General features: G+C 68.5%; 22 protein-coding genes and 1 riboswitch. Of the genes, 17 read left to right on the plus strand and 5 right to left on the minus strand.

The features are described from left to right. Window positions 1-32 precede the first annotated feature (32 nt). Complete coding sequence (gene metH, locus RGUI_RS06525) at window positions 33-3758, minus strand: methionine synthase (protein ID WP_253798942.1); 3726 nt, start codon at window positions 3756-3758, stop codon at window positions 33-35. Between the two features lie 203 nt (window positions 3759-3961). On the opposite strand from metH, the gene tcuA reads away from it, so the two are divergent. From tcuA to cobJ, 4 genes are all read left to right on the plus strand, one after another. Continuing rightward, entirely contained in the window at window positions 3962-6493 is a 2532-nt protein-coding gene (gene tcuA / locus RGUI_RS21845; protein ID WP_216640107.1) for an FAD-dependent tricarballylate dehydrogenase TcuA, read from the plus strand. A gap of 156 nt (window positions 6494-6649) precedes the next feature. Next, window positions 6650-7279 carry a precorrin-8X methylmutase gene (locus tag RGUI_RS06535; protein WP_081532306.1) on the plus strand — a complete coding sequence of 210 codons (630 nt, stop codon included), beginning with the start codon at window positions 6650-6652 and terminating at the stop codon, window positions 7277-7279. After that, a complete protein-coding gene (locus RGUI_RS06540; RefSeq protein WP_081532307.1) occupies window positions 7276-8004 on the plus strand; it encodes a precorrin-2 C(20)-methyltransferase in 729 nt (242 codons plus the stop codon). The genes RGUI_RS06535 and RGUI_RS06540 overlap by 4 nt, the downstream gene beginning before the upstream one ends. Next, entirely contained in the window at window positions 8001-8753 is a 753-nt protein-coding gene (cobJ, locus tag RGUI_RS06545) for a precorrin-3B C(17)-methyltransferase (RefSeq protein WP_081532308.1), read from the plus strand. The genes RGUI_RS06540 and cobJ overlap by 4 nt, the downstream gene beginning before the upstream one ends. On the opposite strand, the gene RGUI_RS06550 is transcribed toward cobJ, so the two are convergent. After that, window positions 8726-9481: a cobalt-precorrin-6A reductase gene (locus tag RGUI_RS06550; protein ID WP_081532309.1), complete on the minus strand. Its 756-nt coding sequence runs from the start codon at window positions 9479-9481 to the stop codon at window positions 8726-8728. The two genes, cobJ and RGUI_RS06550, sit on opposite strands and share 28 nt — an antisense overlap. Here RGUI_RS06550 and cbiE point away from each other — a divergent pair. From cbiE to cobF, 6 genes are read left to right on the plus strand one after another with little or no spacing between them, the layout of a single operon-like run. Beyond that, on the plus strand, window positions 9480-10679 hold the full coding sequence (gene cbiE, locus RGUI_RS06555) for a precorrin-6y C5,15-methyltransferase (decarboxylating) subunit CbiE (protein ID WP_081532310.1): 1200 nt from the start codon (window positions 9480-9482) through the stop codon (window positions 10677-10679). The genes RGUI_RS06550 and cbiE overlap by 2 nt on opposite strands. Continuing rightward, window positions 10676-11044 (plus strand): cobalamin biosynthesis protein, encoded by a 369-nt coding sequence (locus RGUI_RS06560; protein ID WP_081532311.1) that lies wholly within the window; start codon window positions 10676-10678, stop codon window positions 11042-11044. Before cbiE ends, RGUI_RS06560 begins: the two co-directional genes overlap by 4 nt. Continuing rightward, window positions 11041-11820, plus strand: coding sequence for a precorrin-4 C(11)-methyltransferase (gene cobM / locus RGUI_RS06565; protein WP_081532312.1), 780 nt, complete (start codon window positions 11041-11043; stop codon window positions 11818-11820). The genes RGUI_RS06560 and cobM overlap by 4 nt, the downstream gene beginning before the upstream one ends. Then, window positions 11810-13126 (plus strand): cobyrinate a,c-diamide synthase, encoded by a 1317-nt coding sequence (locus RGUI_RS06570; protein WP_081532313.1) that lies wholly within the window; start codon window positions 11810-11812, stop codon window positions 13124-13126. Before cobM ends, RGUI_RS06570 begins: the two co-directional genes overlap by 11 nt. Beyond that, entirely contained in the window at window positions 13123-13854 is a 732-nt protein-coding gene (gene cobA / locus RGUI_RS06575; protein ID WP_081532314.1) for a uroporphyrinogen-III C-methyltransferase, read from the plus strand. The genes RGUI_RS06570 and cobA overlap by 4 nt, the downstream gene beginning before the upstream one ends. Beyond that, window positions 13847-14590, plus strand: a complete 744-nt coding sequence (gene cobF / locus RGUI_RS06580) for a precorrin-6A synthase (deacetylating) (RefSeq protein ID WP_081532315.1) — start codon at window positions 13847-13849, stop codon at window positions 14588-14590. Before cobA ends, cobF begins: the two co-directional genes overlap by 8 nt. Here the strand turns inward: cobF and RGUI_RS06585 are convergent. After that, the gene (locus tag RGUI_RS06585; RefSeq protein ID WP_081532316.1) at window positions 14563-14886 is read right to left on the minus strand and encodes a hypothetical protein; all 324 of its coding nucleotides are present in this window, start codon (window positions 14884-14886) and stop codon (window positions 14563-14565) included. The two genes, cobF and RGUI_RS06585, sit on opposite strands and share 28 nt — an antisense overlap. Before the next feature lie 246 nt (window positions 14887-15132). Here RGUI_RS06585 and RGUI_RS06590 point away from each other — a divergent pair, with 246 nt between their 5' ends. Together RGUI_RS06590 and RGUI_RS06595 are read left to right on the plus strand one after the other, a co-directional pair. Further along, window positions 15133-16647 carry a cobyric acid synthase gene (locus tag RGUI_RS06590; protein ID WP_081535996.1) on the plus strand — a complete coding sequence of 505 codons (1515 nt, stop codon included), beginning with the start codon at window positions 15133-15135 and terminating at the stop codon, window positions 16645-16647. Continuing rightward, entirely contained in the window at window positions 16644-18098 is a 1455-nt protein-coding gene (locus RGUI_RS06595) for a cobyric acid synthase (protein ID WP_081532317.1), read from the plus strand. Before RGUI_RS06590 ends, RGUI_RS06595 begins: the two co-directional genes overlap by 4 nt. Before the next feature lie 124 nt (window positions 18099-18222). On the opposite strand, the gene RGUI_RS06600 is transcribed toward RGUI_RS06595, so the two are convergent. After that, window positions 18223-18576, minus strand: a complete 354-nt coding sequence (locus tag RGUI_RS06600; protein ID WP_081532318.1) for a cysteine-rich small domain-containing protein — start codon at window positions 18574-18576, stop codon at window positions 18223-18225. Between the two features lie 119 nt (window positions 18577-18695). After that, window positions 18696-18880: riboswitch (cobalamin riboswitch) on the minus strand. 91 nt (window positions 18881-18971) lie between these two features. Between RGUI_RS06600 and RGUI_RS06605 the strand changes: the two genes are divergently transcribed. The 3 genes from RGUI_RS06605 to cobD are packed head-to-tail and all read left to right on the plus strand — an operon-like array spanning window position 18972 to window position 21754. Then, window positions 18972-19826, plus strand: coding sequence for a hypothetical protein (locus RGUI_RS06605; RefSeq protein WP_081532319.1), 855 nt, complete (start codon window positions 18972-18974; stop codon window positions 19824-19826). Continuing rightward, on the plus strand, window positions 19823-20764 hold the full coding sequence (gene cbiB / locus RGUI_RS06610; protein WP_081532320.1) for an adenosylcobinamide-phosphate synthase CbiB: 942 nt from the start codon (window positions 19823-19825) through the stop codon (window positions 20762-20764). The genes RGUI_RS06605 and cbiB overlap by 4 nt, the downstream gene beginning before the upstream one ends. An 18-nt stretch (window positions 20765-20782) precedes the next feature. Next, window positions 20783-21754: a threonine-phosphate decarboxylase CobD gene (cobD, locus tag RGUI_RS06615; protein WP_081532321.1), complete on the plus strand. Its 972-nt coding sequence runs from the start codon at window positions 20783-20785 to the stop codon at window positions 21752-21754. A gap of 195 nt (window positions 21755-21949) precedes the next feature. Here the strand turns inward: cobD and ychF are convergent, their stop codons facing one another. Beyond that, a complete protein-coding gene (ychF, locus tag RGUI_RS06620) occupies window positions 21950-23047 on the minus strand; it encodes a redox-regulated ATPase YchF (protein WP_081532322.1) in 1098 nt (365 codons plus the stop codon). 154 nt (window positions 23048-23201) lie between these two features. Between ychF and RGUI_RS06625 the strand changes: the two genes are divergently transcribed. After that, window positions 23202-24185: an endonuclease/exonuclease/phosphatase family protein gene (locus tag RGUI_RS06625; RefSeq protein WP_172841095.1), complete on the plus strand. Its 984-nt coding sequence runs from the start codon at window positions 23202-23204 to the stop codon at window positions 24183-24185. Between the two features lie 91 nt (window positions 24186-24276). After that, window positions 24277-25068 carry a tryptophan synthase subunit alpha gene (gene trpA / locus RGUI_RS06630; RefSeq protein WP_081532324.1) on the plus strand — a complete coding sequence of 264 codons (792 nt, stop codon included), beginning with the start codon at window positions 24277-24279 and terminating at the stop codon, window positions 25066-25068. Window positions 25069-25074 lie beyond the last annotated feature (6 nt).

The following is a 25074-nucleotide window of genomic DNA, read 5'->3' on the forward strand; positions in this document are numbered from 1 at the left end:
GCGCGGGGGGAAAGGGGGGCGGTTCGCGACCCTCAGGCCGCGGCGTCCGCCCCACCCTTGCCGGGGGTATAGTTCAGCACCGGCGCCAGCCAGCGTTCGGCCTCTGCCACCGAAATGCCCTTGCGCGCGGCATAGTCGGCGACCTGATCGGCCTCTACCTTGCCCAGCCCGAAATAATAGCTGTCCGGATGCCCGATATAGAGGCCAGAGACAGACGCACTCGGCCACATCGCCATGCTGTCGGTCAGGGTGATGCCCGTCGCGTTTTCGGCGTCCAGCAGGCGGAACAGTGTCTGCTTCTCCGTATGATCCGGCTGCGCGGGATAGCCCGGCGCCGGGCGGATGCCGGCATAGGGCTCCTTGACCAGCGCCTCGGGCGAATGGGCTTCGTCTGGCGCATAGCCCCAGAACTCCTTCCGCACCCGTTCGTGCAGGCGTTCGGCCATCGCCTCGGCGATCCGGTCGGCCAGCGCCTTGACCATGATCGCGCCATAGTCGTCATGCTCGGCCTCGAACCGCTTGGCGATGTCGATCTCCTCGGCCCCCGCCGTGACGGCGAAGCCCCCGACATAGTCCGCCACCGTCCCCTCTGGTGCCACGAAGTCGGAAAGCGCCACGTTCGGCACGTCGCCCCGCTTGCCCGTCTGCTGGCGCAGGGTGAAGAAGGTGTCCAGTGCCTCTTGCCGGTCCTCGCCGGTGTAAAGCCGAATATCGTCACCCACCGCATTCGCCGGCCAGAAACCGACCACGGCGCGCGGGGTGAACCATTTCTCGGCGACGATCCGGTCCAGCATCGCCTGCGCATCGTCGAACAATTGACGCGCGGCCTCGCCCTTTTTCGGGTCGTCCAGCAGGCGGGGATAGACGCCCTTCATCTCCCATGCATGGAAGAACGGTGTCCAATCGATATACGTCCGCAGCTCCGCCAGATCCCAGCCATCGACGGACCGCGCCCCAAGGAAGCCCGGCGCCGTGGCGCGATAATCGGACCAGTCCAGCCGCAGCGCATTGGCCCGCGCCTGCACCAGCGGCAGGCGCGTCTTTGACAACTCCCCGCGGGCGTGTTTCTCGGCCAGGTCGCGGTAATCCTCGCGGATCCCCTCCAGATACCCGGTACGCTGGTTGTCGCTGAGCAGCGACGAGACAACGCCCACCGCGCGGCTGGCATCGGTCACATAGATCGCCTGCCCCCGCCGGTATTCCGGCGCGATCTTCACCGCCGTATGCACCCGGCTGGTCGTGGCGCCCCCGATCAGCAGCGGCACGTCGAAGCCCTGCCGCTCCATCTCCGACGCCATATGCACCATCTCGTCCAGCGAGGGCGTGATCAGCCCCGACAGGCCGATGACGTCCACCTGTTCCTTCTTCGCAGTCTCAAGGATCTTCTCGGCCGGCACCATCACGCCGATATCGATGATCTCGTAATTGTTGCAGGCCAGAACGACGCCGACGATGTTCTTGCCGATGTCGTGCACGTCACCCTTGACGGTGGCCATCAGCACCTTGCCGGCGGCCTCTCGGCTGCCCTCCTTCTCGGCCTCCATATAGGGCAGCAGGACGGCCACGGCCTGTTTCATCACGCGGGCCGATTTCACGACCTGCGGCAGGAACATCTTGCCCTCGCCGAACAGGTCGCCCACCACGTTCATGCCCGACATAAGCGGCCCTTCGATCACATGCAGCGGACGTTCCGCGGCTTGCCGGGCTTCTTCGGTGTCCTCGGCGATGAACTCCGTGATGCCGTTGACCAGCGCATGTTCCAGCCGCTTTTCCACCGGCCATTCCCGCCAGGACATGTCCTTTTCCCGGGTCTTGCCGCCGCCCTGCCCGCGGTATTTCTCGGCAATCTCCAGCATCCGCTCGGTCGCATCGGCGCGGCGGTTCAGAACCACGTCCTCGCAGGCTTCGCGCAACTCCGCGTCGATCTGGTCATAGACCGCCAACTGCCCCGCATTGACGATGCCCATATCCATGCCCGCCTTGATGGCGTGATACAGAAACACCGCGTGCATCGCCTCGCGCACGGGTTCGTTGCCGCGGAAGCTGAAGGACAGGTTCGACACCCCGCCCGAGATATGCACATGGGGACAATCGGCAGTAATCCGGCGCGTGGCCTCGATGAAGTCGACGCCGTAGTTGTCGTGGTCCTCGATGCCCGTGGCCACGGCGAACACGTTGGGGTCGAAGATGATGTCCTCGGGCGGGAAGCCAACCTGTTCCGTCAGGATGCGATAGGCGCGCGAACAGATCTCCACCTTGCGATCCTCGGTGTCGGCCTGTCCCGTCTCGTCAAAGGCCATCACGATCACCGCCGCGCCATAGGCCCGGCAAAGCCGCGCCTGTTCAAGGAACTTCTCCTCCCCCTCCTTCAGAGAGATCGAGTTCACCACCGGCTTGCCCTGCACGCATTTCAGGCCTGCCTCGATCACCTCCCACTTGGAACTGTCGATCATCACCGGCACACGGGCGATATCGGGTTCGGCCGCGACGAGGTTCAGGAAGTCGATCATCGCCTGCTTGGAGTCGATCAGCCCCTCGTCCATGTTCACATCGATGATCTGGGCGCCGTTTTCCACCTGATCGCGGGCGACGTCCAGCGCGGTGGCATAGTCCTGTTCCTTGATCAGCTTGCGGAACCGGGCCGAGCCGGTGACATTCGTCCGCTCCCCCACATTCACGAAGGGGATGTCGTCGGTCAGCGTGAAGGGTTCCAGCCCCGACAGGCGCATCCTGCGCGGCACGTCCGGCACGCTGCGCGGCGTTTGTCCCTCCACCGCCTTGGCGACCGCGGCGATGTGATCATAGGTGGAACCGCAGCAGCCCCCCACGATGTTCAGCAATCCGTCCTTGGCAAAGCCCTCGATCAGCTCCGCCATCTGATCCGGCGTCTGGTCGTATTCGCCCATCTCGTTGGGCAGACCCGCATTGGGATAGGCACAGATCAGCGTGTCGGCCGTGCCGGCCAGTTCCGCCAGATGCGGGCGCATGGCATCGGCCCCCAGCGCGCAGTTCAGCCCCACGGTCAGGGGTGCTGCATGGCGCACCGAATGCCAGAAGGCCGTGGGCGTCTGCCCCGACAGCGTCCGCCCCGACAGGTCGGTAATCGTGCCCGAGATCATCACCGGCAGGCGCTGCCCCTGTTCGGCGAACACCTCTTCGCAGGCAAAGATCGCGGCCTTGGCGTTCAACGTGTCAAAGATCGTCTCGATCAGCACCAGGTCGGTCCCGCCCGCGATCAGGCCGCGCAGCTGGTCCGCATAAGCCCGGCGCAGATCGTCAAACGTCACCGCCCGGTAACCGGGGTTGTTCACGTCCGGGCTGATCGATGCCGTCCGGTTCGTCGGCCCCAGCGCGCCTGCCACATAGCGGCGGCGTCCGTCCTCGACCTCCGCCCGATCCATCGCGGCGCGGGCCAGCCGCGCGCCGGCCTCGTTCAGGGCAAAGACCTTGTCCTCCAGCCCGTAATCGGCCTGCGCGATGGTGGTGGAGGAAAACGTGTTCGTCTCCACGATATCCGCGCCGGCCATGGCGTAGCGGAAGTGGATATCCTCGATCACCTGCGGCTGCGTCAGGTTCAGAAGGTCGTTGTTCCCCTGCTGGGGCTTGTCGCCCGGCAGGTGGCAGGCGCAACCGCCCCCGCACCCGGTGAAGTCGTCCTCCCCAAGGCCGAGCTTTTGAATTTGCGTCCCCATCGCGCCATCGAGCACGAGGATACGGTCGCGCGCCGCGGCACGAATCTCATCGGCGACAGGTGACATGGGGAGCGAGGCGGGGCGGGAGGAATTCTGGGTCATTCCCCGCGCGTATCCCATCGCCGAAACAGAGTCCAATTCAACCTTGTCAGGAAGTTTATGAACATCATTCATATTGATACGACAAGGAATGCTGACCCTTGCAAAACCGCGGCCACCGCCCTTTGAAAGGGGAACGCCCGCAAGGGGCGCGCGATCATCGGCCCTGCATGACACTCGATCCCCCCCCTGCCCCGACCAAGACCGGCGTCCTCGTGATCGGCGGCGGCTTTGCCGGTCTCTGCGCGGCGGTCGAGGCGCGTCTGGCGGGGGCCGTGGTCACGCTGCTGGATGCCGCACCTTTCCACCTGCGGGGCGGCAATGCCCGCCACTGCCGCAACATCCGGTTGGCCAATGACGTTGAGACCGCATGGCAGCGCGGCAGTTATCCCGTGCAGGACTTCCTCGCCGACCTGACCCGCATGGGCACGCCTGCGCCCGACCTTGCCGGGGTTCTGGCCGAGGGCTCCGCCGGTTTGGGTCCATGGCTGGCCGAACAGGGCGTCGTGTTCGAACCCTGGTCCGACGGCAACCTGCCGTGGTCGCGCCGCACGATGTTCTTTCGCGGCGGCGGGCAGGCGATGGCGAACGCACTTTACCGGCGGGCGGCGGGGCTGGGCGTCGATATCCGGCATGGCTGGCAGGTGGCGCGGTTGGAGGGCTGGAGCGGCCCGTCTGAGACCGGGCCGGTCACGGTCATCGCCGACACGCCGCAGGGCGAATGGCGGATCGCGGCCCTGTCGGTCGTGCTGGCCTCCGGCGGTTATGGTTCGAACCGGGACCGGCTTGTCCGCGACCTTGGCCCCGGGGCGGCGGGCATCGCCAATCGCGGCACCCCGTTCCAGACGGGCACGCCGCTTCTGTGGCTGCTGGAACACGGCGCAGCCGCCGCGGGGCGGCCGGGGGACGGGCATCTGGCCGCGGTGGATGCCCGCGCCCCGATGGACGACGCCGGCATCGTCAGCCGCGTGGACGGGATGCATCTGGGGCTGGTGGTCGATGCAATCGGCCGACGGTTCCGCGATGAGGGCGAGACGGTGACACCTGCCCGGTATTCCGCCTGGGGCCGGGCGCTGGCCGCGCGCCCCGACCCGCGGGGATGGCTGATCCTCGATGCACAGGCCCTGGGCGGTCTGCCGGTGATGCTCTATCCACCGATCACCGCCGATACGCCCGAGGATCTTGCCCGCGCTTGCGGCATCGATCCGGCGGGCCTGTCCGCGACCGTGGCCGAGGTCAATGCAAGCCTCAACGGCGGTCCACCCGCGACACCCCCCCGCACCAACCCGGACGCCGTGCCGCTAAGCCCGCTGACCCATCCCCCCTTTGCGGCCATCCCGATGCGGCCCGGCCTCAGCTTCACCCGCTACGGGCTGATGGTCGACACGACGGCGCGCCTGCGCCTGGCCGAGGGCGGCACCGCCCCACGCCTGTTCGCAGCGGGGGCCACCATGGCGGGGGCCGTGCTGGGGGAGGGCTATCTTTCGGGCACGGCGCTGACCATCGGCGGGGTCTTCGGCCGCCTTGCCGGGCGTCATGCGGCGGACCTCGCCGGTCGGGATGTCCGGTCACAGTTCGCGAGGCCAACGCTCCCAAGGCAGGAAACGCCCCCCTCCACGCCAGACGGTGACCCGTTCGACACCGCCCGTCGAACCCTCAACATCTGCAACACCTGCGGCTATTGCACCGGGCTTTGCGATGTCTTCCCGGCAGCGCGGCTTCGCGAAGCGCTCACACTCGGCGATCTGCGCCATCTCGCCCATCTCTGCCATGACTGCCGGTCCTGCCATTACGACTGCCAGTACGCCCCGCCCCATGCGCTTTCGGTCAATCTGCCCGCCGCCCTTGCCGATATGCGGGTCGAGGAATACCGGGGCCGCGTGCTGCCGGGCCGCGCGGGCGCAGCGCTGACCGCCGCGACCTTCACCGCCTGCCTGCTTCTCGTCCCCATCGCAACGCTGCTGACCGTCCCGGCAGAGGTGCTGTTCTCCGCCCATCGCGGCGCGGGCGCCTTCTATGCCATTGTCCCCCACCGGACGATGACGGTCTGGGCGGCGGCAGCCTTCGGCGGAGCGCTTGGGTTGCTGCTTTTGCGCGTGGCGCTGTTCTGGGTCGCCACGGCCGGGCCGACGACCCGCCATTCCCGGCAAACGGTGCTGCGGGCCTTTCGCGATGTCCTGACGCTGCGCAACCTCGGCGCAGGGGGCGCGGGATGCGAAGATACCAACGGGCGGACGGGCACGTTGCGCCGCTGGTCGCACCATCTGGTCGCCTATGGTTTCGCACTCACTTTCCTTGCAACGCTCTCGGGTGCCGTCCTGCATCACAGCGCGGGACAGCTTGCGCCCTATCCGGTTCACAGCCCACCGGTGGTTCTGGGAGCCTTGGGCGGCGTGGCCATGCTGATGGGCCTGGCCGGGCTTGAATGGCGGCGCCGGAATGCCGACCGCGCCCCGGCCGCCATCCGAATGGAAACCGCCGACCGCGTGCTCAGGGCCTGCCTCGCCATCGTCGCAGCCACCGGGCTGGCGCTGCTGGCGTTTCGGGAAGCCGCCGCAATGGGCCTTTTGCTGGCGCTGCATCTGGGCAGCGTTCTGGGCCTTGCGCTGAGCCTGCCTTTCGGCAAGCTGTCCCACGGGGCCTATCGCGCCGCCGCGCTGCTGCGCCACCGGGCCGAACGGGCGGCGCGCGGTCTGCGCTGAACCCGCGGGCGCCCGTGCCACACACCGGATCCGGACACCGCGCCGACCCGAAGCGGGGCGAAACGCCGCGTTTGGCCCTTGCCTCCCGGCGCGCTGCATGGGATGTCCCCGGCCTGATGCAGACCCGGGCGCCGGGCCCCAGACGAGACGACAGACATGCCCTACGACTATGAAAAAGACGGTGCAGCGATCTATGCCCGGTCCTTCGCCATCATCCGGGCCGAGGCCGATCTAGCCCGGTTCGATGCCGACGAAGAACAGGTCGCGGTGCGCATGATCCACGCCGCGGGCATGGTCGATCTTGCCGCCCATATCCATTTCTCAGCCGGTTTCGTGATGGCGGCGCGCACAGCACTGGAAGACGGTGCCCCGATCCTCTGCGATGCCCGCATGGTGTCGGAGGGTGTGACCCGCGCCCGCCTGCCCGCCGATAACGAGGTGATCTGTACCCTGCAGGCCGATGGCATCGCGGCAAGTGCCGCGGCCATGGGCAACACCCGCTCCGCCGCTGCGCTGGAACTCTGGCGGCCCTATCTGGCGGGCGCGGTCGTGGCCATCGGCAACGCGCCCACCGCGTTGTTTCATCTGCTGAACATGCTGGAGGACCCCGCCTGCCCCCGGCCCGCGGCGATCATCGGCTGCCCCGTGGGCTTCGTCGGCGCGGCGGAGTCGAAAGACGCACTCTGGGCCGACAAGCCGGTGCCCTGCTGCATCGTCAAGGGGCGGCTTGGCGGCAGCGCGATCACCGTGGCCGCCATCAACGCGATTGCGAGCCGCAAGGAATGAGCAAGGGCACCGTATACGGCCTTGGCCTCGGCCCCGGCGACCCCGACCTGATGAGCGTGCGGGCCGACCGGATCTTGCGCCGCGCGGCCCATGTCGCCTATTTCCGCAAGGAAGGCCGCTGCGGTCAGGCCCGCCGCATCGTGGAGGGGCTGATCCCCGAAACCGCCGCGGAATACCCGATGGAATATCCGGTCACGACCGAGATTCCCTTTGAAGACCCCCGCTATAACGCGACCCTGTCGGCCTTCTACGCCGATTGCACGGCCCGGCTGACAGCGCTGGCCGAGGCGGGCGAGGATGTCGTCGTATTGTGCGAAGGCGACCCGTTTTTCTACGGCTCGTTCATGCATCTCTACACCCGGCTGATGGGCGTCGTGCCGGTCGAGGTCGTGCCCGGCATCACCGGCATGTCGGCGGCCTGGACGGCCTCGGGCGCGCCGATCACATGGGGCGACGATGTTCTGACCGTCCTGCCAGGCACCTTGCCGGAAGAGACCTTGGCCGAGGGCATCGGGGCGGCCGACGCCGTGGTGGTCATGAAGATGGGCCGCCATCTGGAGAAGCTGCGCCGGGCCCTTGCGGCGGCCGGCAAGGCCGAGGCCGCGTGGATCGTGGAATACGCCGCGATGCCCGGGCAGCAGGTGACGCGGCTGGCGGACTACTCCGAACCCACGGCGCCCTATTTCTCCATCCTTCTGGTGCACGGACAGGGGCGGCGGCCATGACCGGCTGGCTGGCGATCGCGGGGCTCGGCCCCGGGGCCGAGGCGCTGGTCACGCCCGAGGTGACCGCGGCGCTGGCCGAGGCGACCGATATCGTGGGTTACATCCCCTATGTCGCCCGTGTCGCCGCGCGAGAGGGTCTGACGCTCCATGCCTCCGACAACCGCGTGGAACTGGACCGGGCGCGTCACGCGCTGGAGATGGCGGCAAACAGACGGCGGGTTGTCGTGGTGTCCTCGGGCGATCCCGGCGTTTTCGCCATGGCGGCGGCAGTGTTCGAGGCGGTGGAGGCCGGCCCGGCCGACTGGCGCGACCTCGACATCCGGGTATTGCCCGGCATCACCGCGATGCTGGCGGCCGCGGCCCGCGCCGGGGCGCCCTTGGGCCATGATTTCTGCGCCATCAACCTGTCCGACAACCTCAAGCCGTGGGAGTTGATCGAGAAACGCCTGCGGCTGGCGGCGGCGGCCGATTTCGCGATGGCCTTCTACAATCCCCGGTCAAAGGCCCGGCCCGAGGGCTTTGACCGCGCGCTGGACGTGCTGCGCGACGCCTGCGGCGACGACCGTCCGGTGATCTTTGCCCGCGCGGTTTCCACCCCCGAAGAAACCCTGCGCGTCGTCCCCCTGACAGAGGCCACGCCAGAGATGGCCGACATGCGCACCGTGGTCATCGTCGGATCCTCGCTCACCCGCGTCATCCCACGGGACGGCGCGCCCATCGTCTATACCCCAAGGTCCGCCCCGGAATGAGCGAGCCAGTCCAGAACCGCCTCCGGCGTGCCGACCTCCCGCCGCGCGGGCAGGGCGGGCCGGTCGATCATCAGGACCGGCAGCCCAAGGCTGCGTGCGGCATCGATCTTGGCCCGCGCCCCGGTGCCGCCGGCGTTCTTGGACACGACAAGATCGATGGCATGCGCCTGCATCAGCCCGGTATCCTCGGCCACCGTGAACGGCCCGCGCGAGACGAGGACGTGGTGGCGCGGCAAGGGCGGCGGGCTGGCCGGCGGGTCGACGAGGCGCAGAAGGTAGAAATGCTGGGGCTGCGCGGCGAAGGCCTCCAGATGCATCCGCCCCACCGCCAGCATCACGCGCCGGGGCTGACCGGCAAGGGCTGCAACGGCGGCGGGGATATCGGGCACGGTTTGCCAGCTATCGCCGGGTTCCGGACGCCAAGGCGGACGGGTCAGCGCGATCAGCGGCACATCCGCTTCGGCACAGGCTGCAACCGCATTCCGGCTCATCTGCGCGGCGAAGGGATGGGTCGCGTCGACCACATGGGTGATGCGGTTTTCCCGCAACCAATCGGTCAAGCCTTTCGCGCCACCGAACCCGCCGATGCGGATCGGAACGGGCTGGCGCTTTACGCGTTCCACCCGGCCGGCGAAGGACAGCGTCGCATCGATGCTGCGGTCGGCCACCGCATGGGCAAGCGCCGTCGCCTCTGTCGTGCCGCCAAGGATCAGAAGGTTGGGGCGCATGGCTGAGGCTCCTTGGCTGACGATCGTGGGCTTGGGCGAGGATGGCCCGGACGGGCTGTCGCCCGCAAGCCGTGCGGCGCTGGAGACGGCCGAAATCGTCATGGGCCCGCCCCGGCATCTGGCGCTGTTGCCCGATCTTTCGGCCGAGCGCCTCGAATGGCCCGTGCCCTTTGCCGATGGGCTGCCGATCCTTGTGGGGCTGCGCGGGCGGCGCGTTGCGGTCCTCGCCTCTGGCGATCCGTTCTGGTTCGGCGCGGGCGGCGTGATCGCGCGCAACCTGTCCCCCGGCGAATGGCGCGCCCTGCCCGGCCCGTCCACCTTTTCGCTGGCCGCCGCGCATCTGGGCTGGCCGCTGGAGCGCACCATCTGCCTTGGCCTGCATGCCGCGCCCCTGACCCGCCTGCGCCCGCATCTTGCACCGGGTGTACGGGCCCTCGTCCTGCTGCGCGATGGCGCCGCGGTCGCGGCGCTTGCCGATTGGCTGACCGAAAAGGGCTTCGGCGACAGCGCGCTGTGGGTGATGGAGGCATTGGGCGGCCCGCGCCAGCGCGTGCGGCAGACGAACGCCACCACCCTTGGCTTTGACGACATCGCCCACCCGGTCTGCGTGGCGCTGGAGGTCGCGGGCAATGGCGACACCCTGCCCACCTGCAACGGCTGGCCCGATGAGACGTTCGAGCATGACGGGCAGATCACCAAGCGCCCCGTGCGCGCGCTGACCCTGTCCACGCTCGCCCCGAAACCGGGAGAGCATCTTTGGGACATCGGCGGCGGGTCGGGCTCGATCTCCATCGAATGGCTGGCCTGTCATCCGTCAATGCAGGCCACGACCATCGAGGCCGACCCCGCGCGGGCGGAGCGGATGCGCCGCAATGCCGACGCCCTTGGGGCCGACCGGCTGCATGTTGTCGAAGGCCGCGCCCCCGCCGCGCTGGAGGGGCTGTCCGCACCACAGGCCGTCTTCATCGGTGGCGGGCTGTCAGAGGCTCTGCTGGCCGATCTTTGGGTGCGCCTGTCCCCGGGCACACGGATCGTGGCCAATGCCGTGACGCTGGAGTCGGAGACCGTTCTGGCCCGATGGCACGCCGCACAGGGCGGTGACCTGCTGCGGATCGAACTGGCCCATGCACAGCCCCTGGGCACCAAGCGCGGCTGGCGCGCATTCTACCCCGTGGTGCAATGGAGCGTTACGAGATGAGGGTGGCAGGCTTCGGGTTTCGCGCTGCGGCGGGCGTCGACAGCCTTGTCGATGCGCTGGACCGCGCGGGGGGCGCCGCGGGGCTGACGGCCCTTGCCGCACCGGCCGACAAGGCCCATGCCCCCTGCCTGACCCAATTGGCCGCCCGACTGGCCCTTCCCGTGCATGGCATCGGACCCGATGCCCTGTCGGCGCCGCAAACCCAGACCCGGTCACCCCGGGTACTGGCCATGCGCGCCACCGGATCGGTGGCAGAGGCCGCCGCGCTGGCCGCGGCCGGGCCGACCGCGTGCCTGATCGGGCCGCGCGCCATTTCAAACGACCGGATGGCCACCTGCGCCATCGCAAGCGGAGACGCGACATGACCGTCCATTTCATCGGCGCGGGCCCCGGCGCCCCCGACCTGCTGACCCTGCGCGGTCGCGACCTCATCGCCGCCTGCCCCGTCTGCCTGTATGCGGGCTCATTGGTGCCCGAGGGGATCCTGACCCATTGCCCGCCGGACGCGAGGATCGTGAATACCGCGCCCCTGGATCTGGACGCGATCATCGCCGAATGCCGTGCGGCCCATGACGCGGGGCTTGACGTCGCGCGGCTGCATTCCGGCGATGTCTCCGTCTGGTCGGCGATGGGCGAGCAGATCCGGCGGCTGAAGGCCGAAGGGATTCCCGTCAGCGTGACGCCGGGTGTTCCCTCTTTTGCCGCCGCCGCCGCCGCACTGGGAACCGAACTGACCCTGCCGGGGCTGGCGCAATCGGTGGTATTGACCCGGACCCCCGGGCGGGCCTCATCCATGCCCGAGGGGGAGAGCCTGACGAATTTCGCCGCCACCGGCGCGACGCTTGCGGTGCATCTGTCGATCCACAACCTGCCCCGCGTGGTGGCCGACCTGACGCCGGCCTATGGGCCCGATTGCCCGGTTGCCGTGGTCTATCGCGCAAGCTGGCCGGAACAGCAGATCCTGCGTGGCACGCTGGCCACGATCGAGGCCGCGATCCCGGCCGAGATCGAACGCACGGCGCTGATCCTTGTCGGCCCGGCGCTGGGGGGCGAGGGGTTCACCGAAAGCTGTCTTTACGCCCCCGACTACGACCGGCGCTTCCGGCCGCAATCCGCCAGCGGAGGTCGCGATGGGGACTAACCCGCCGGGGCTGGTGATCTCGGCCCCTGCCTCGGGGCTGGGCAAGACGACGGTGACGCTGGGGCTGTTACGGGCCTTCCGCGATTCCGGTTTGACGGTGCAACCCTTCAAGAACGGGCCGGACTATATCGACCCGGCCTTTCACCGCGCGGCGGCGGGGCGGCCGTCCTTCAACCTCGATGTCTGGGCGATGGACGATGGGCTGATCGATGCCATTGCGGGCCAGGCCGCGGGCGCCGATCTGGTCATCTCCGAAGGATCGATGGGTCTTTACGACGGGACAACATCGCAGGGCGTCTCGGGGCGCGGGTCGAGCGCCGAGATCGCACGGCGTTTCGGCTGGCCGGTCGTGCTGGTTCTGGATGTCAGCGGACAGGCGCAATCGGCCGCGGCGACGGCGCTGGGCTTTGCCCATCACCCCGACGCACCCGATCTGGCCGGCGTGATCCTGAACCGCGTCGCCGGCGCCCGGCACGAGATGATGGTGCGCGAGGAGATGGCGCGCCTTGGCATTCCCGTCTTCGCCGCCCTGCCCCGGCGCTCCGACCTTGAACTGCCCGAACGCCATCTTGGGCTGGTGCAGGCCGAAGAGCACCCCGATATCACCGAGGCCATCGGCCAGTTGGGGGCGTTCCTTCGCGACCACGCCGATCTGGATGCGTTGCGCGATGCGGCGCGGGGCATTGAGCGCAACGGCCCCGGCGTGTGGCCCAAACCGCCCGCCCAGCGGATCGCGCTGGCCCGGGACGCGGCGTTTTCCTTCAGCTACCCGCACCTGTTGGAGGGCTGGCACCGCGCGGGGGCCGAAATCCTGCCGTTTTCCCCCCTCGCCAACCAGGCGCCCGATCCGTCCGCCGATCTGGTCTGGCTGCCGGGGGGCTATCCCGAACTTCATGCCGGGCGGATCGCGCAGGCGTCGACGTTCCGCGAAGGGCTGTGCAGACATGCGGAAACGAAACCCGTCCACGGCGAATGCGGCGGCTACATGGTGCTGGGCCGCGCGCTGATCGATGCCGATGGCACGCGCCACCCGATGACGGGCCTTTTGGGCCTTGTCACCAGCTATCAGCGGCGGCGGCTGCATCTGGGTTATCGCCGCGCGCACCTGACCGCAGCGATGCCGGGACAGGACGCCGGAACGACGCTTTACGGGCATGAGTTCCACTACTCCACCATCCTCGACCAGCCCGACGCGCCGCTGGCCCGCGTCACCGATGCCAGCGGCAACCCGGTGCCCGAAACCGGATCCTCCCGCGGCACGGTCACCGGCAGCTTCTTCCACCTGATCGCGGAGGCGCCCGCATGACCGGCTTCGTCAGTTTCGTCAGTTCCGGCCCCGGCGATCCGGAGCTTCTGACCCTGAAGGCCGTCGACCGGCTGAAGCACGCCGATGCGGTGCTGTTCGACGATCTGTCCTCCGGCCCGATCCTTGCCCATATCCGCGCCGGGGCCGATCTGGTGGCCGTGGGCAAGCGCGCGGGCCGCCCCTCCCCCAAGCAGGACGAGATCAACCGGCTGCTGGTCGATCATGCCGTGCGCGGGGCCCGCGTGGTGCGCCTGAAATCCGGCGATGCGGGGCTTTTCGGGCGGTTGGAGGAGGAGATCACGGCGCTTTCGGCCGCGGGCATCGGGTACGAGATCATCCCCGGCGTCACCTCTGCCTGTGCCGCGGCGGCGGCGGCGGGGATTCCGCTGACCCGGCGGCTGACCGCGCGGCGGGTTCAGTTCGTCACCGGCCATGACGTGACAGGCCAGTTGCCCGAGGACATCGACCTTGCCGCGCTGGCCGATCCGCGCGCCACGACAGTCGTCTATATGGGCCGGCGCACCTTCCCCGCGCTGGCCGAGGCGCTGACCGCCCGGGGCCTGCCCGCCGATACACCGGCGCTCTTGGCCGAGGGCGTGACGACCCAGGCGCAAAGCCTGACCCGAAGCACGATTGCCGGGCTGGCAGAGATGCTGACGGGCAGCCCGTCGCCCGCGCCCGCCCTGATCCTTTACGGACCGCTGGCAGAGGAGGCGGGCGATGGATGAACTGACGCTGATCGGCATCGGCACCGGCAATCCCGACCACCTGACCCAGCAGGGGATCGCGGCGATCCGTGCGACCGACCTGATCCTGATCCCGCGCAAAGGGGACGACAAGGCCGATCTGGCCGACCTGCGGCGCGAAATCTGTGCCCGCGTCTTGGAGGACGACTCGCGCATCGTGGAATTCGACCTGCCCGTTCGCGATGCTTCCGGGGACTACCTGTCGGGCGTATCGGACTGGCACGACGCCATCGCGACGGCATGGAGCGATGCCGCTGCGACACATCCCGGCGCCCGCAGCGTCGCGCTGCTGATCTGGGGGGACCCGTCCCTTTACGACAGTTCGCTGCGCATCGCGGGGCGGCTGTCGCCTGCCCCCGATATCACCGTTGTCCCCGGCATCACGGCGCTACAGGCGCTCTGCGCCGCGCACCGCATTCCCCTGAACGAGGTCGGCGCGCCGTTTCTGGTCACCACCGGGCGACGTCTGCGCGAGGGCGGCTGGCCCACAGGCGTAGACACGGTTGCCGTGATGCTTGACGGCGGCTGTGCGTTCCAGACGCTGGATCCGGCCGGTCTGTCGATCTGGTGGGGCGCTTATCTGGGGATGAACAACGAGATCACGTTCTCCGGCCCGCTGGCCGATACGGGGCCCCGGATCATCGATGCGAGGGAGCAGGCCCGCGCCGCCCATGGCTGGATCATGGATATCTACCTTCTGCGCCGGGCGGCGACATAGAAGCCGACGCCGACCAGGCCCACGCCGTAGCCGATGCCGCCGAGGATCGTTTGCAGATCTCGGCGGTCCTGAAGGGCCGCGAGGTCGGCGCGCAAGGCCTCTGTCTCCGCCCGCACGATCCGGGCAATCTCGGCCTTGTCCTCCTCGCTCAACCCGCGCGGGGCGGTGCCTGCCACGGGCGCGGGGCCGGCGGGTGGAAACAGGCTCGCCCCCGGCGGCGGCCCGGCAGGGGCCTGTGCGGCAGCGGGAAGGGAGCACAGTGCAAGACAGGTCATCACAAGGAAAGCGCGGATCATGGGGCGGGTCTTTCGATCAGCTTGACGGAACGGGAGTAGGATAGACCGAAACCACCGCCAAGGCGATGTGCCGCCTGCGCCCTGTCGCCACCGGGTCCCGCCGGGATGGGTCGCCCCCGCCCGACTGATCGGCTTGACACCACTGCGCGGTCGGCCCATGTGCCCCGGCGGAAAAGGATACGCGCGATGACACTCGACCTGCCGCCCGACGACGACGCCCCGCCCCTGCCCGATCTCGACGTGCCGATGCTGACACCGCCCCCGGCACGCCGGGGCCGGTCGCTGATGATCCAGGGCACAAGTTCCGACGTGGGCAAGAGCCTGCTGGTCGCGGGCCTGTGCCGGGCCTATGCAAGGCGGGGCCTGAAGGTCGCGCCATTCAAGGCGCAGAACATGTCGAACAACGCCGCGGTGACGGTGGACAGTGACCTGCCCCCGGGCCCCGATGGCGACAGCCCGCGGGGGGAGATCGGGCGCGCGCAGGCGTTGCAGGCGCGGGCCGCGGGGTTGGCACCGTCCATCCACATGAACCCGGTGCTGCTGAAACCGCAGGCGATGGTCGGCTCTCAGGTCGTGCTGCGGGGGCGGGCCCTGGGCAACTGGCCCGCGCGGCACTATCACAACCTCAAGCCCATGCTTCTGCCCGCGGTGATCGACAGCTACGCCCGTGTCGCCGCCGACGCCGACCTGGTGCTGGTGGAGGGCGCGGGTGCCGGGACGGAGACATGGCTGCGCCATTGCGACATCACCAATATGCGGCTGGCCGAAGAGGCCGATCTGCCGGTCGTGCTGCTGACCGACAATGACCGCGGCGGGGCGATGGCCGCGGTGGTGGGAAGCTGGCTGCTCCACACAGAAGACGAACGGGCACGGATCAAGGGCTATATCGTCAACAAGTTCCGCGGCTATTTCTCGCTTTACGAACCCGCCTGCGCGACGATGACCGAAACGACCGGCTGGCCGCTGCTGGGCGTCGCGCGCTGGTTCGATGCAGCCACCCACCTGCCCGCCGAGGACGCGCTGGCGCTCGAACGCCCGCAAACCGCCACCGGTCAGGGGCTGGTGATCGCGGTGCCGCAGATCGCGCGGATGGCGAATTTCGACGATCTCGACCCGCTGTCATCCGAACCCGGGGTCGACCTGCGCTGGGTCCGGCCCGGTCAGCCGATCCCGGCGGAGACGGATGTCGTGCTGCTACCGGGATCGAAGACCACGCGGCCCGCGCTAGACTCGCTCCGCGAACAGGGATGGGACATCGACATCCTTGCCCATATCCGCCGCGGCGGCCGGGTCGTCGGCATCTGCGCGGGCTTCCAGATGCTGGGGCATGTCGTGCGCGACCCCGAGGGGATCGAGGGAGAGCCGGGCGAAACCCCCGGCCTTGGCCTGCTGGATATCAAGACGACCATCGGCGGGGACAAGCGATTGGTGGAGGTAGACGCCGAGGACACGCTCAGCGGCGCCCGCGTCACGGGGTACGAGATGCATATGGGCCGCACCGACGGGCCGGGGCTGACCCGCCCGTGGCTGCGGTTGAACGGGGCGGCCGAAGGCGCGGTGTCGGACAACGGCCGGGTTATGGGCGGCTATGTGCACGGGATATTCGGAGCCGATGCTTTCCGCCGCCATTGGCTGAAACAGATGGGCGGTGCGGCCTCGGGGCTGGACTACGAGACACAAGTGGACGACGCGCTGGACGCACTGGCCGACCAGTTGGAAACCGATCTGGATCTCGACGCGCTGCTGGCGCTGGCCCGATGACCGCCCGGCGGCTGATGGTGCTGGGCACCGGGTCGGATGTGGGCAAGAGCCTGCTGGTCGCCGGTCTGGCCCGGGCCTATGCCCGCCGCGGCATGCGCGTCGCGCCGTTCAAGGCGCAGAACATGTCGAACAACGCCGCCGTCACCGCCGATGGCGGAGAGATCGGGCGCGCGCAGGCGCTGCAGGCGCGCGCCGCGGGCGTGCCGCTTTCGGTGCATATGAACCCGGTGCTGCTGAAACCTGAAACGGATGTCGATGCGCAGGTGGTCGTGCAGGGGCGCGTGCAGGGGCGCTATTCAGCCGCCGCCTATCAGGCGTTGAAACCGTCCTTGCGCGCGCAGGTGTGCCACAGCCTCGACCGTCTGTCGGCCACCCATGACCTGGTGCTGATCGAAGGCGCGGGCAGCGGAGCGGAGCGGTATCTGCGCCCGCAGGACATCTCCAACATGGGGCTGGCGGAGGCAGCGGACTTGCCTTGCATTCTGGTGGGCGACGACTCTCGCGGCGGCGTCACCGCGGCGGCGATCGGCCATCACCGGCTGTGGACCGATGCCGAGCGCGCACGAGTGGCCGGCGTCATCGTCAACAAGTTCCGCGGCGACCCGAGCGTCTTCGCTCCCGCGGCCGACGATATCCGGGCCGAAACCGGCTGGCCCGTTCTGGGGCTCGTCCGCTGGTCGGACGCCGCGCGCCGCTTGCCGGAGGAGGATTCGCTGGGCCTTGGCCGCACCATGGGCGAACCGGGCGCCTGCGTCATCGCCGTGCCCGAACTGCCGCGGATCGCCAATTTCGACGATCTCGACCCGCTGGCGGCGGAACCGGGCGTGTCGGTACAGTGGGTCCGACCGGGCCAGCCGATCCCGGCGGAGGCGCGGGTTGTCCTCCTGCTCGGCTCCAAGACCACGCGGGCCGCGCTTGGGGCCGTGCAGGCCGAAGGGTGGGATATCGACATTCGCGCCCATCTGCGGCGCGGCGGTCGCGTGGTGGGCCTGTGTGCGGGGTTCCAGATGCTGGGGCACCGGGTCTGCGACCCGGACGGGATCGAGGGACCGGCCGGGGACACGCCGGGGCTGGGCCTGCTCGACCTCGAAACCGAGATCACGGACGACAAGCGGCTGGTGGAGGTCGATGCCGATGACAGCCTCAGCGGCACACGGATCACCGGCTATGAGATGCATATGGGCCGCAGCCGGGGCCCTGCCCTTGCCCGCCCGTGGCTGCGGCCGGGCGGGACGCCCGAAGGCGCGATCTCGGACGATGGCGCGGTCATGGGCAGCTATGTGCACGGGCTCTTTGCGTCGGACAGCTTCCGGCGGCACTGGCTGTCCGGGATCGGGGTTGAGGCGGCGCAGGCAAGCCACGCTGCGCGGCTGACCCGGGCGCTTGACGCCTTTGCCGACGAGATCGAGGCCGATCTGCACCTCGACGCCCTGCTTGCAATAGCACGATAGGCACGCAGCGCGCGCGCGCCGCGTTACCCTTCGGATCGACCTTTCGGCCCCTGCCGCAAAGTCCGACCAAACCGGGAGACGCCCCGGATCGGGGACCGGGGCGCGAAGAACCAAGCGGCGGGGCTCAATCCTCCTGCCCGTCGTCTTCCTTGCCCGGGGGCCGCGGACGGCGGGTGGGCGGCTCGGTCTGCGGCTTGCCGTTCCAGACCTGCGGATATTCCAGCCAGCGCTGGATGAAGTTCCACGATTGCAGGATGCCGTCATGGGGCAGCGTGCAGGCCGAACAGTCCTTCCGCGTCAGCCCGTTGGCGTCGGTATACACCTCGTAAGGGCCGGGGCATTCATAGGCGATCAGCGGGCAATAGCAGAACAGGCAGTTGAACTCCCGCTTCACGCCCTGATGGCAGGGCATGAACGGGCAGTTGGTATTGGTGAACCCCTTGAAGGCGTCGCTGGCCGTCAGGTCCTTGGGTTGCATCTTGCGGGTCCTCGCGGTCTTGGCCCCGACATGGGGCGGGTCAGTGGGCGCAAGACAGACGGCAGGGGCGCGTGCCCGGGGCCCGCATACCGCCTTGCCGCCGGGCCCGCCGCCCGGGGTTGGGTCGTCGTCGATCCGGCAGGTTTCCTGGCTTCGCGGGTCTCGGCCTGTTTGCCCGCCTTCCCGGACGGAACCGGTGGCATCTGGGCAAAGGCTCGCCGCTTACAGTTGCGGGGGCAGCGCCGGTATTGCACCGGCTTCCCTTTTCACTTCCGTCGGAAGCACCGGACCGCTGCGCCAGAGATCGCATCGTGATGCGGTCTGTCAAGGGCGGGCCGTTGCATCGGACGGGGGAGAATGCCATTCCCACGGCACGATCCACAGTTGGAAACCCGATGCGCCCCCTGCCTGTCCGTCCGTTCCCCATCCGCCAGCCCCGCCGCGCCACCGTCGCCGGCCATTTCGGCGAACTGCTGCAGGGGCGTCTGGGGGCAGAGGGGCCGGTGGCCCTGATCACGCTGCCCTGCCCGGCCCTGAGCGTCCGCGCGACATGGCACCCCGGGACGGGGTTCGGCATGTGGCAAGGGGCGGCGCGGGTGCTGAGCCGGGGCCAGATGGCAGAGCTGTTCGCGCTGACGGGGCGGCGCTCGACCTCCGGCCGTTGGCGCATTGCGGCCCGGATGCCGCCGGGGGGCGGGGCGGGCGCATCCACCGCCGCGCTGCTGGCGGCGTTGCGATGCCTGGACGACGCCCCCCGCCCGCCGGCGTCCGAAGCCGCCATTTGCCATGCGGTGGAAGGCGCCAGCGATCCGCTGATGCATGACACAGCCGAGCGTCTTCTCTGGGCACCGCGGCAGGCCCGCATCATCGCACACTTGCCGCCCCTGCCGGCCTTTGACGTGGTGGGCGGATTCGCCGGGCAGGGCACGCGGACCAACCCCGCCGATTTGCGCTTTGCCGATATCGAGGATCTGGTGGCGGCTTGGGCCAAGGCGCCCCCCCGCACAGTGCTGGCGGAGTTGGCAACCGAAAGCGCACGCCGCAACCATGCGCTGCGCGGCGGGCCGGACCCGGCACCGGTTTGGTCGGTCGGTCGCAAACATGGCGCGCTTGGGATCGTCGCGGCCCATACGGGCACAGCGCTCGGCCTGTTGTTCGCGCCCGGCACCGCGCCGCCGGCAGCCGGTGAGGCATTACGACAGGCGGGGCTTGGCCATGTGATCCGGTTCCGGACAGGGGGGCGGGGATGAGTGCAGCCGCGATGATTATCGCGATGGCGGTCGAGGGCGCCTTCGGTTGGCCCAATACGCTTTACCGACGGATCGGGCATCCTGTGACATGGATCGGCGCCCTGATCGACAGGCTGGAGCGGCGCTGGAACCGGCCCGATCTGGACGATGACACCCGGCGGCGGCGCGGGGCGGTGACCGTGGCGCTGACGGTTGCCGCAGCGGTACTGCCGGCCCTTGCCATATCGGCGCTGCTGCCCGGGGGGGTGCTTGGCATGGTTCTGACCGGACTGCTGGCCGCGCCGCTGGTTGCGACACGCAGCCTGCGCGATCACGTGGCATGGGTCGCCGCACCTTTGGCCGCGGGCGATCTGCCCGGCGCGCGGCGCGCGGTGTCGATGATCGTCGGGCGCGACCCGGCGCAGTTGGACGATGCCGGGCTGGCCCGTGCCGCGCTGGAAAGCCTTGCCGAAAATGCCTCTGACGGGGTGGTGGCGCCGGTGTTCTGGGGGGTGGTGTTCGGACTGCCCGGGATTGCGGGCTACAAGGCGATCAACACGCTGGACAGCATGATCGGGCACCGCAATGACCGCCACCTGCACTTCGGGCGCGTGGCCGCACGGCTGGATGACGTGGCCAACCTGATCCCGGCGCGGCTGACGGGGTTCTTGTTCTGCGCGGTGTCGGGGCGCCCCTTGCACGCCGTCGCCGTGATGCGCCGCGATGCCCGCGCCCACCGGTCCCCCAATGCGGGCTGGCCCGAGGCCGCGATGGCCGGGGCACTGGGGGTGCGGCTCTCCGGCCCGCGCAGCTATTGCGACCGGGTGAGCGAGGAGCCTTGGCTGAACGCGGGCGCACCGGATCCGGACGCGCGGGATTTGAACCGCGGCCTGTCGCTGTACCTGCGGGCGATGGGGATGCTGGCCGCTGGCCTTGCGCTGCTTGCCTTTGCGGCCTGAACCGGCAAAGACACCCCCATGACAAAACACAGGGACCATGGCGGCGACCTGACCGCCGCATGCGCACGACATGGCGGCACGCCGGAGGACTGGATCGACCTGTCGACCGGGATCAATCGCGTGCCCTATCCGTTTTCCGCCCCAGCGCCCGCGGCATGGCGCACCCTTCCCGGCCGGGCGGACACCGACCGCCTGATCGTCGCGGCGCGCGGGGCCTATGGCACCGACTGGCCGATCTTGCCCTTGGCCGGGGCGCAGGCCGCGATCCAGCTATTGCCCTGCCTTCGGGCGGCGGGGCCCGTGCGCATCATGGGACCGACCTACAATGAATATGCCGCCGCCCTGACCGCGGCCGGCGCCGACATCGTGCAGGTCGGCACGGTCGGTGACCTGGCGGGGGCGGGGTTGGGCATTCTGGTCAACCCCAACAATCCAGACGGGCGGCAGACCGCCCCTGACACGTTGCGCGACCTTGCGGCAAAGGTCGGGCTGCTGGTGATCGACGAAAGCTTTGCCGATCCGCATCCCGGCCTGTCGGTCCTGACAGGCCCCTGCCCGGACAATGTCGTCGTGCTGCGGTCGTTCGGAAAGTTCTACGGGCTGGCCGGACTGCGGTTGGGATTTGCGCTGGGGGCAGATCAGCATCTTGGACGGATGGCCCAACAGGCAGGCCCCTGGGCGGTCTCTGGCCCGGCGTTGGATATCGGGGGGCAGGCGCTGGCCGATGATGCATGGCGGGCGGACAGCATCGCGCGGCTGGGCGAGGACGCGGCACGGGCGGATGCCCTTGCGGCGCGGGCCGGATGGACACTTGTCGGGGGGACGGCGCTTTTCCGGCTGTATGACACGCCCGATGCCCGGGCCACGCAGATGCGATTGGCACAGGCGCATATCTGGTCGCGCATCTTCCCCTATTCCGACCGCTGGCTTCGGCTTGGCCTGCCGGGAACGGAGGCGGAATGGGCGCGGCTTGAGGCGGCGCTGCGTTAGGGGAACGCCTTATCAGGTTGCTGAAAACCAGAAATCCTGCCGTCGCAACAGAAAACCGATCCTTGTAAGCAACGATGGCGCAAGGCAAAAAGGGCCGCGCCTAACTCGGGGTGGGCGCAGCCCGGGCCAGCGTCGGGACGGTGTTCCGAACGCTCTCGACCTCAGGCGCATGTCGTGGGCTTTTTCAGCAGCCGCTTAGGTGTTGAACAGGAAGTGCAGGACGTCGCCGTCCTTGACCACGTATCCCTTGCCCTCCGCCCGCATCTTGCCGGCATCCTTGGCGCCCTGCTCGCCGCCGCAGGCGATGAAATCGTCATAGGCGATGGTTTCTGCCCGGATGAAGCCGCGTTCAAAATCGCCGTGGATGACGCCGGCGGCCTTGGGGGCTGGCGTGCCTTCGGGGATGGTCCAGGCCCGGGCCTCTTTCGGGCCGACGGTGAAATAGGTCTGCAAACCCAGAAGCTTGTGCCCCGCCTTGATCAGCCGGTCCAGCCCGGCCTCTTCCAGCCCCAGTTCCGACAGGAACATCTCGGCCTCTTCGGCGTCAAGCTGGCTGATCTCCTCCTCGATCTTGGCAGAGATCACAACGCTGGCCGCGCCCTGTTCCGCGGCCATCTTCGCCACCGCGGCGGAATTGGCATTGCCCTCTGCCGCCTCGTCCTCGGCCACGTTGCAGACGTAAAGCACGGGCTTTGCGGTCAGCAGTTGCAGCATGTTCCATGCTTTTTCGTCGTCTTCGGCCACCTCGACCGTGCGGGCCGGTTGCCCCGATTCCAGCGCGGCCATGGCGGCGTTCAGCAGGCGTTCCTGCTGAACCGCCTCCTTGTCGCCGCCGCGCACCTTGCGCACGAGGTTCTGGAGCCGCTTCTCGATCGACTCCATGTCGGCCAGCATCAATTCGGTCTCGATCACCTCGGCATCGGCAACGGGGTCGACGCGGCCCTCAACATGGGTCACATCGCCATCCTCGAAACAGCGCAACACATGGGCGATGGCGTCACATTCGCGGATATTGGCCAGAAACTGGTTGCCCAGCCCCTCGCCCTTGGACGCGCCCTTCACCAGACCGGCAATGTCGACAAAGGTCATGCGGGTGGGGATGATCTGCTTCGATCCGGCGATTTCGGCCAGTTTGTCCAGCCGCGGATCGGGCACCGCGACCTCGCCCACATTGGGTTCGATCGTGCAGAAGGGGAAGTTCGCCGCCTGCGCCGCCGCGGTGCGGGTCAGCGCGTTGAAGAGCGTCGACTTGCCCACGTTCGGCAGGCCGACGATGCCGGTCTTGAATCCCATCTGTCTCTCCGCGTTCGGGTTGCGGGGCCACCTACCCCGCGGACAGGCCCCGCGCAAGGGCCGCGACGTTGAGAATCGGGGCTCCCTGACGCATACTGTTGCCTATTCGCGTTCAATCTCTTCGCAACCGCAGGTTTTCGTCATGCCCCGGCTGATGTCGTACAATATCGAATGGTTCGACAACCATTTCGAAGCAGACAATTCGATGAAGACCGGCGCCAAGTCGGTGGCCAAGTTCGACGGGGTTGCGGCAGTCCTGTCGGAAATCGACCCCGATCTGGTGGGGATCACCGAGGCGCCGAATACCACGACCACGACCGGCGAACGGAACACGGTCGCAGCGCTTGAGGGCTTTGCAGCAGCCCGCGGGTTGCGCCAGCGCAAGGCACTTATGGGCTTTCCATCGGCCGGGCGGCAGGAAATCGCGGTGCTCTACGACCCAGACGTGTTCGAGGTGACCCATGATCCGGATGGCCGGAAAGGTTCCGTCTCTGACCCGCCGTTCAATGAGCAGTTCCAGATGGACAGCGACGGGGACGGCATAAAGGAGCTTTACAAGCACTACCGCCCGCCGCTGGAGGCCAAGGTCACGCGCAAGGACGGCGGCGACGATTTCTGGCTGATGGTGGTGCATGCGAAATCGAAGGGCATCTTCGACGCCATGGACCGCGTGCATTTCGAGCGCGCATCGGAACGCAACCGGCGCAAGCTTTTCGCCGAATGCACCTCGATCCGGAACCGCGCGACCGACTGGCTTCATGACGGCCGCCCGGTCGTTGTGATGGGGGATATCAATGACGGGCCGGGCTTTGATTTCTACGAAGGGCGCTTCGGGCGCAGCGCGGTCGAGGTCATCATGGGCAGCATCTTCGAGCCCGAGGATATCCTGTGCAGCCATCTGGGCATGCCGAAATGGGGCCGCTATGGGTGGGAGCCGTCGACGGCGCGGTTCACCGACGCGTTCACCGGCGACACGGTCAACGCGCTGATCGACCATATCCTTGCATCCCGCAAGGTCGCGGTGGCCGAGGGTGGGGCGAAGGTCTGGAACCCCTGGCAGCTTGATCTGGCGGAACCGCTGAAACCGGCGCTTCGCGATGGTTCCGACCATTTCCCGGTGACGCTGGACATCCTCTGACCGCCGGGCCCGACAGACGGCCCGCGCCATGCCGCCTTGATTTTTCGCGCGGCATTCTGCAAGTGGTCCCGAACCAGTTGCGAGGACCGACATGACCCGGATCGACGATACCTTCCAGCGCCTGAAAGCCGAGGGCAAGAAGGCCTTCGTTGCCTATGTCATGGCCGGCGATCCCGACTACGACACCTCGCTTGAGATCGTGAAGGGGCTGCCGGGTGCCGGCGTCGATATCATCGAACTGGGCCTGCCCTTCACCGACCCGATGGCCGATGGCCCGACGATTCAGCTGGCCGGGCAGCGCGCGCTGGAAGGCGGGCAAACCCTGCAAAAGACGCTGGATATGGCAAAGGCGTTCCGCGAAGGCGACGACAGCACGCCCATCGTGATGATGGGCTACTACAACCCAATCTATAACCGGGGCGTCGATACCTTTCTGAAAGACGCGAAAGAGGCCGGCATCGACGGGCTGATCGTGGTGGACCTGCCGCCCGAGGAGGATGACGAGCTTTGCATCCCCGCGCAGAAGGCGGGGCTGAACTTCATCCGGCTGGCCACGCCGACCACCGATGACAAGCGCCTGCCGCGGGTGCTGCAAAACACCTCTGGCTTCGTCTATTACGTCTCGATCACCGGGATCACCGGCGCGGCAGAGGCACAGGCGGCCGATGTCGCCCCCGAGGTCGCGCGGATCAAGGGCCAGACCGACCTGCCGGTGATCGTGGGCTTCGGCATCAAGACGCCCGAAACGGCAGAGGCCATCGCGGGCGTGGCCGATGGCGCGGTCGTCGGCTCTGCCATCGTGAAGCAGGTCGAGGACCGGCGGCCCGTCCCCGAGATCCTGGCCTATGTCAAGGCGTTGGCCGATGGGGCGCATCGGGCCTGATCGGTT

Source organism: Rhodovulum sp. P5 (assembly GCF_002079305.1).
Lineage (GTDB): Bacteria > Pseudomonadota > Alphaproteobacteria > Rhodobacterales > Rhodobacteraceae > Rhodovulum.

Coding starts and splice junctions, on each gene's coding strand:
- cobM (WP_081532312.1), top strand. CDS start 11,041: ATGACCGTCCATTTCATCGGCGCGGGCCCCGGCGCCCCCGACCTGCTG.
- RGUI_RS06585 (WP_081532316.1), bottom strand. CDS start 14,886: ATGATCCGCGCTTTCCTTGTGATGACCTGTCTTGCACTGTGCTCCCTT.
- ychF (WP_081532322.1), bottom strand. CDS start 23,047: ATGGGATTCAAGACCGGCATCGTCGGCCTGCCGAACGTGGGCAAGTCG.
- metH (WP_253798942.1), bottom strand. CDS start 3,758: ATGTCACCTGTCGCCGATGAGATTCGTGCCGCGGCGCGCGACCGTATC.
- tcuA (WP_216640107.1), top strand. CDS start 3,962: ATGACACTCGATCCCCCCCCTGCCCCGACCAAGACCGGCGTCCTCGTG.
- RGUI_RS06570 (WP_081532313.1), top strand. CDS start 11,810: ATGGGGACTAACCCGCCGGGGCTGGTGATCTCGGCCCCTGCCTCGGGG.
- cobJ (WP_081532308.1), top strand. CDS start 8,001: ATGACCGGCTGGCTGGCGATCGCGGGGCTCGGCCCCGGGGCCGAGGCG.
- cbiE (WP_081532310.1), top strand. CDS start 9,480: ATGGCTGAGGCTCCTTGGCTGACGATCGTGGGCTTGGGCGAGGATGGC.
- RGUI_RS06590 (WP_081535996.1), top strand. CDS start 15,133: ATGCTGACACCGCCCCCGGCACGCCGGGGCCGGTCGCTGATGATCCAG.
- RGUI_RS06605 (WP_081532319.1), top strand. CDS start 18,972: ATGCGCCCCCTGCCTGTCCGTCCGTTCCCCATCCGCCAGCCCCGCCGC.
- RGUI_RS06600 (WP_081532318.1), bottom strand. CDS start 18,576: ATGCAACCCAAGGACCTGACGGCCAGCGACGCCTTCAAGGGGTTCACC.
- cobD (WP_081532321.1), top strand. CDS start 20,783: ATGACAAAACACAGGGACCATGGCGGCGACCTGACCGCCGCATGCGCA.
- cobA (WP_081532314.1), top strand. CDS start 13,123: ATGACCGGCTTCGTCAGTTTCGTCAGTTCCGGCCCCGGCGATCCGGAG.
- RGUI_RS06535 (WP_081532306.1), top strand. CDS start 6,650: ATGCCCTACGACTATGAAAAAGACGGTGCAGCGATCTATGCCCGGTCC.
- RGUI_RS06595 (WP_081532317.1), top strand. CDS start 16,644: ATGACCGCCCGGCGGCTGATGGTGCTGGGCACCGGGTCGGATGTGGGC.
- RGUI_RS06550 (WP_081532309.1), bottom strand. CDS start 9,481: ATGCGCCCCAACCTTCTGATCCTTGGCGGCACGACAGAGGCGACGGCG.
- RGUI_RS06560 (WP_081532311.1), top strand. CDS start 10,676: ATGAGGGTGGCAGGCTTCGGGTTTCGCGCTGCGGCGGGCGTCGACAGC.
- trpA (WP_081532324.1), top strand. CDS start 24,277: ATGACCCGGATCGACGATACCTTCCAGCGCCTGAAAGCCGAGGGCAAG.
- RGUI_RS06625 (WP_172841095.1), top strand. CDS start 23,202: ATGTCGTACAATATCGAATGGTTCGACAACCATTTCGAAGCAGACAAT.
- cobF (WP_081532315.1), top strand. CDS start 13,847: ATGGATGAACTGACGCTGATCGGCATCGGCACCGGCAATCCCGACCAC.
- cbiB (WP_081532320.1), top strand. CDS start 19,823: ATGAGTGCAGCCGCGATGATTATCGCGATGGCGGTCGAGGGCGCCTTC.
- RGUI_RS06540 (WP_081532307.1), top strand. CDS start 7,276: ATGAGCAAGGGCACCGTATACGGCCTTGGCCTCGGCCCCGGCGACCCC.